Raw genomic sequence first — 5,206 nt, 5'->3', positions numbered from 1 at the left:
ATCGAGAACCGCCCTGCCTTGTCGCGCTGGCATCCCGATCATAAGGACGCATTCGCGGCCTTCATGAATCGCTGACGGCCGCCTCAAGCCGCCGCTTTCTTCTTCGGGGCGTTCTTCCCGGCCGCGGTCTTCCTCGTGCCCGCGCCGGCGGTCTTGGGCGCATGCTTGGTAGCGTTCTTTGGCGCATGCCTGCCCCCGTTCTTTCTGGTCACGGCTTTGTCGGCTGCCTTTTCGGCGATCTCGCGATCATGCCGTTTCGCCGCCGCTTCGCATTTGGCACGGATCTCCTCGACTTCGGATTCGGTCAAATGTTCGATGCCGATGAAATGATTATGGGCGCGGCCGACCCTGATCAGCTCGTCCAACTTGGCCTGGATCGCCGCGCCGTCGCGATTCTGCGTGTTCTGGATCAGGAACACCATCAGGAAGGTGATGATGGTGGTGCCGGTGTTGATGACCAATTGCCAGGTGTCCGAGAACCCGAAGAACGGGCCGCTTGCCGCCCATGCAACCACGATCAGCACGCAGATGGTGAAGGTGGCCGGCAGGCCCGCCAGATGTGCCACCTGGTTGGCTATCCGCGTAAAAACTTTCTCGATCATGCAAGTCCCTCGAACCGTGGATGCGCAGGCATTTGCGAAGAAACAAGCTGCCGCCCGCTCCGGTTCCCATGGAACGAATCTTCATGCCCGCGCGCAGCCACAATCGGATACACGCGGAAAGCGCAGGCGCGTGAAAAAACACCTTATCCGTTTGTTTGCGATAGTGCCGGTGCAGGCCAGAAAGCCTGTTCCTTCCGCTTCACGGCGGTTTACCTCCAAGCCCCTTCCGCTGCGCCACCCCCGCATGGCGGAAGGGGCACTCACGATCAGAGCGCGGAGCATGACCATCGAAACGCCCCGTCCTGTCACGCGCTACCTTTCACCCGGATTGTTTGGCGGCGCCGCGTGTCTCGGCCTTCTGCTGGCCGGCGCTGCGGCAAAGGCCGATCCCGGAACGGGTCCGAAGATCACCGGCAGCATAGAACAGCACTGGACTACCAACGCGCTGGACAGTGATCGCGCCGTCACCGACTGGTACACGCTGCTGCGCGGCTCGATCGACCAGCAATGGGGCGATGCCGACGCCAATGCCAGGATCCATGCCGATTTCGAGGCATCGCGCTACAACAGGGCCTCGATCGAGGACGACCGCTCGCTGGCGCTGTCGGCGGAAGCTTTCCGGCGCTTGGAGGCAGGGCTCGAGCTGCGCGGAACGCTCAGCTATCGCGTGCTGAGCACCGGCGACGATCTGGAGATCGGCCCGCTCATCATCGGCACGCGTGAACTGAAGCAGATCCTCAGCGCTCAAGGGCAGTTCGGCATCGATCTCGGCAATGCGACCTCGCTCACCATCGAGGCCACGGAGAGCATCGAGAGGGTCGGCGACACCCATTTCCAGGACGATCTCATTTCGCCGACCAAGCTTCACGCCGACCGCATCCTCTCCCAGATGGCGGCAAGATTGACGCGGACCGTCGGCGAATACGCCTTCGGCGGCTCGACATCGGCGTTGCTGGCTTCGGTCGAACGTGTCGGCTTCCCGCCGCTCCAGCTTTCGTTTTTCCAGTACACCGCGCAGGCCGAAGCGGCTTTCAAGGGCAAGGACGGCTCGAGTTTCGGCCTGGCGCTCGGCGCGCAGTATCTGCGCGGCGCCGACGGCATCTACGAGCGTGTCTTGCCGGCCTGGCAGGCAAATTTCGTCAAACCGCTGCCGAAGGGATTCGAGTTGCGCGGCACCTGCTTCGGCCGTTACGAGACATCCGACACCGACGATCCGCTCGCCTCATGGCTGCGCCGCGCCGAGCTCGAGCTCGGCTTGAAGCTGCGCGAAAATCTTGCCGTCGGCACCGGGATATTTGCTCAACTCAAGGACAATCTGCTGCTTGAGAATGTCGAGCGCAGCAAGGGCGTCTATGCCGAGGCGACCTGGGGCGCGACCAGGTCGCTGAACATCGTGTTCCGGGTCGATTACGCGCAGAAAGTAAAGACCATTCTCGACGAGCATGAGAGCACGGTCGACGCCTTCGTCGGCGTGCGTACCAATATCTAGCGCTCGACGGAAACTCCCGACCAAGCCATCAGGCAGCGACCGGAAATGACAGACAGGAGGGTGTGCGAGCCCCTCCTGTCCGTTGCGGATGCTAGCTTTCCGCGCTTCTGCTCAGTGCCTCTTCAGCGAGTAGTTGTTGCTGCCGACGTTGACGCCGATCCCGCTGAGGATACCGGAAACGACATTGGTCTTGTTGCCGTTCAGAATGCCCGAAACGACGTTACCGTTGAGGATGTTGTTGCCGTTGAGCACGCCATTCAACGCGCCGAGATTGACGTTCGGCGACACGTTGATGAGGCTGCCCGAGCTACCACCCCAGCCACCGGCATGGGCGCCGGCGGACGAGAAGGAAACAACAACAGCTGCGGTGAGTGCAAATACGAACTTCTTCATGACTACTCTCCTTTGTTGCTTACGGTGTTTCCTTCAACTTCACCCCGATATTACCTCCAAGGGGACTTGTACATTTTGCGGAAATGCTTGCAACCGCAGAGTGATTAATCCGATCTATACACGTCGTTTTCCAATTTTTAACGCTAATATTTTACGTTAAAAACCTTGGTTACGGGCAATGGTAAATAGATCGGGGGGTGCAGGTAGATCAGGGGGTATTGTCTTCCCAGCGATCGAGAAAGGCTTCGATCGGCATAGCCTGGATGTCGGGGATTGCGCGCGCCAGCTTCTCGGGCGCCCAGTCCCACCAGGCCAGCGCTTCGATGCGCGCCGCGACGGCGGCGGAGAAGCGCCGGCGGAGCGGCTTTGCGGGAACCCCGGCCATGATCGTGTAGGGCGCGACGTCATGCGTCACAACGGCATTGGCGCCGATGACGGCGCCATTGCCGATCGTGACGCCCGGCATGACGACCGCGCCATGGCCGATCCAGACATCGTGGCCGACACCGACCGATTTCGCCTGCCGGCGCGCACGAAATTCGGTGTCGACGCCCAGCCAGCGGAAATACTCGTTCGGCCGGTAGCTGACCTTGTGCTGCGTCAGCCGCTCGATCGGGTGCTCGAGCGCGTTGATGCGGCTGTTGGCGGCGATCGAGCAGAACTTGCCGATCGTCGTGTAGATCGCCTCGCAATGACGTTCGAAATAGGAAAAGTCGCCGACGCTCACCTCGCGCAGGATCACCCGCTCGCCGATCGAGGCATAGCGGCCTAGCTTGCATCCCTTCAACTCCGCGGTCGGATGAATGCGCGGCTCGGGGTCCTTGAGGACGAGGTTTTCAGGACGGTCCATGAGGGGGCTTTACGCCGGCGGGGACGGCCCCGCAAGCGCGGCATGTCCTGTCGGGAAGCTATTGCGGCTTACCCTTGGTCCACACCACGTTCTGGCCGTAGAGCGGCACGGTCGTGATCGACATCTTCGCCGAGCCGTTCTGCACCTGGCGCGAATGCGACAGATAGACCAGCGTCTCGTTCTTCTTGTCGTAGATGCGGTTCACCACCTGCTTTTTCCAGATCAGGCTGAGGCCCTGCTTGAACACCTCCTCGCCGCCCTCGCTCATGTCGATGTCGCCGATGGTGATCGGCCCCGTCTGGCGGCAGGAAATCGAGGAATCGGAAGGATCCTCGAACCAGTTGCCCTTATGCAGCCGGTCGATGATGCTGCGGTCGAAATAGGCGACATGGCAGGTGACGCCGTCGACCTTCGGGTCCTTGATGGCGTCGACCATGATGTCGTTGCCGACCCAGTCGACACCCACTTTACCCACTTCGTCAGCCATGGCCGCGCCGGCGCTCAGGGCAAGACAGGCGGCGAACAAGCCGATCAGTTTTCGCAAGGAAGCCTCCTCGGTTCACGTTTGCCGATGTCAGGTGGGACAGGATCGTGGCGTTTGCAAGCCGCAATCGGACTGCACGGCCGCTTGCGGCAACGCGACATCTTTGCGCGCCCGGCGCCGACCCGTTAAGACTGTCGGCAAACTGGCTTTAGCCAAAGCAATGGCGACGGACATTCACTGATGATGCGTTCAATCCTGATCGGCATTCTCGTCCTGATGGTGGCGGGTATCGGCTGGCTGACATTCGACTGGTACCGCGGCCACTATGGCGGCGAGCCCTTCGGCGCGCCCTTCACCCTGGTCGACCAGAAAGGCGCGCCGATCACCGAAGCCGCCTTCAGGGGCCACCCGAGCGTCGTCTTCTTCGGCTTCACCCATTGCCCGGAAGTCTGCCCGACGACCCTGTTCGAGCTGGCCGGCTGGCTGAAGACGATGGGCGACAGCGGCAAGAACCTCAACGCCTATTTCGTCACCGTCGATCCGGAGCGCGACACGCCGGAGACGATGAACACCTATGTCAGCAACTTTTCCGACCGCATCACCGGGATCACCGGGGATCCGGACAAGGTGCATGCCATGGCCAAGGCCTTCGGCATCTATTGGAAGAAGGTCGACACCGGCGATGGCGACTACACGATGGACCATACGGCTTCGGTGTTGCTGCTCAATGCCAGGGGCGACTTCGCCGGCACCATCGCCTATGGTGAAAGCGCCGACACCGCGATCGCCAAACTGAAGCGGCTGGCTGCCGGCGGACAAAGCTGATGGGCCAGACCAGGCTCCACCTCACCGCCAACAAGATCGAGGCCGACCGCATCTTCGCGGCGCTCGACGCAGCCTTCGAGGATGACGGCCTGCCGATCGCCGTGCTGGAACTCGACGAGGACAACGACGTCCACGAAGTGTCGCTCTATGCCGATGGCGACGTCGATCCCATCGAGGCGCGGGTCAGGGATATCCTCGCCGGTCTCGGCTTGCCGAAGCCTGTCGAGCGCGAGGTCCTTCCCGATGTGGACTGGGTGTCGCGATCGCTGGAAGGCTTGAAGCCGGTGCGCGCCGGCCGCTTCCTCGTCCACGGCTCGCACGACCGCGCCAAGCGCCACGCCGGTGATCTCGCCATCGAGATCGAGGCCGGCCTTGCTTTCGGCACCGGCCATCACGGCACCACGGCCGGCTGCCTCGAAATGCTGGAGCAGGTGGTGCTGCGCGAGCGGCCGCGCAACGCGCTCGACCTCGGCACCGGCAGCGCGGTGCTTGCGATTGCGCTCGCCAAGCTCGCGCATATCCCGGTGCTGGCGACCGACATCGATCCGGTCGCCGTCCGTGTC

6 protein-coding genes and 1 pseudogene are annotated in these 5,206 nt (G+C 62.2%); 3 read left to right on the top strand and 4 right to left on the bottom strand.

Going from position 1 to position 5,206, the window contains the following annotated elements; translation table 11 throughout:
• Positions 1-200 precede the first annotated feature (200 nt).
• Positions 201-602, bottom strand: a pseudogene (locus EOD07_RS21550) (low affinity iron permease family protein); the annotation flags it as partial.
• Positions 603-882: 280 nt separating this feature from the next.
• On the opposite strand from EOD07_RS21550, the gene EOD07_RS21545 reads away from it, so the two are divergent.
• Positions 883-2,091: a hypothetical protein gene (locus EOD07_RS21545; RefSeq protein ID WP_245470374.1), complete on the top strand. Its 1,209-nt coding sequence runs from the start codon at positions 883-885 to the stop codon at positions 2,089-2,091.
• A gap of 111 nt (positions 2,092-2,202) precedes the next feature.
• Here the strand turns inward: EOD07_RS21545 and EOD07_RS21540 are convergent, their stop codons facing one another.
• From EOD07_RS21540 to EOD07_RS21530, 3 genes are all read right to left on the bottom strand, one after another.
• Complete coding sequence (locus EOD07_RS21540; protein ID WP_127236907.1) at positions 2,203-2,484, bottom strand: hypothetical protein; 282 nt, start codon at positions 2,482-2,484, stop codon at positions 2,203-2,205.
• A gap of 208 nt (positions 2,485-2,692) precedes the next feature.
• On the bottom strand, positions 2,693-3,334 hold the full coding sequence (locus tag EOD07_RS21535; protein WP_127236906.1) for a DapH/DapD/GlmU-related protein: 642 nt from the start codon (positions 3,332-3,334) through the stop codon (positions 2,693-2,695).
• Positions 3,335-3,392: 58 nt separating this feature from the next.
• Positions 3,393-3,821, bottom strand: coding sequence for a CreA family protein (locus tag EOD07_RS21530; RefSeq protein WP_245470376.1), 429 nt, complete (start codon positions 3,819-3,821; stop codon positions 3,393-3,395).
• Between the two features lie 237 nt (positions 3,822-4,058).
• On the opposite strand from EOD07_RS21530, the gene EOD07_RS21525 reads away from it, so the two are divergent.
• Positions 4,059-4,643, top strand: coding sequence for an SCO family protein (locus tag EOD07_RS21525; RefSeq protein WP_127236904.1), 585 nt, complete (start codon positions 4,059-4,061; stop codon positions 4,641-4,643).
• Positions 4,643-5,206: 50S ribosomal protein L11 methyltransferase (locus EOD07_RS21520; protein ID WP_127236903.1), on the top strand; the 564-nt coding region annotated here is incomplete at its 3' end. The genes EOD07_RS21525 and EOD07_RS21520, both read left to right, overlap by 1 nt.

This window comes from Mesorhizobium sp. M2C.T.Ca.TU.002.02.1.1 (assembly GCF_003997225.1).
Note: the sequence above shows the minus strand (reverse complement) of the source record. Positions and strands in the feature narration are given on the sequence as shown.

Bases quoted from the DNA above. Each gene is read 5' to 3' on its own strand.
- EOD07_RS21535 (WP_127236906.1), bottom strand. From the start codon at position 3,334: ATGGACCGTCCTGAAAACCTCGTCCTCAAGGACCCCGAGCCGCGCATT.
- EOD07_RS21530 (WP_245470376.1), bottom strand. From the start codon at position 3,821: ATGGCTGACGAAGTGGGTAAAGTGGGTGTCGACTGGGTCGGCAACGAC.
- EOD07_RS21525 (WP_127236904.1), top strand. From the start codon at position 4,059: ATGATGCGTTCAATCCTGATCGGCATTCTCGTCCTGATGGTGGCGGGT.
- EOD07_RS21545 (WP_245470374.1), top strand. From the start codon at position 883: ATGACCATCGAAACGCCCCGTCCTGTCACGCGCTACCTTTCACCCGGA.
- EOD07_RS21540 (WP_127236907.1), bottom strand. From the start codon at position 2,484: ATGAAGAAGTTCGTATTTGCACTCACCGCAGCTGTTGTTGTTTCCTTC.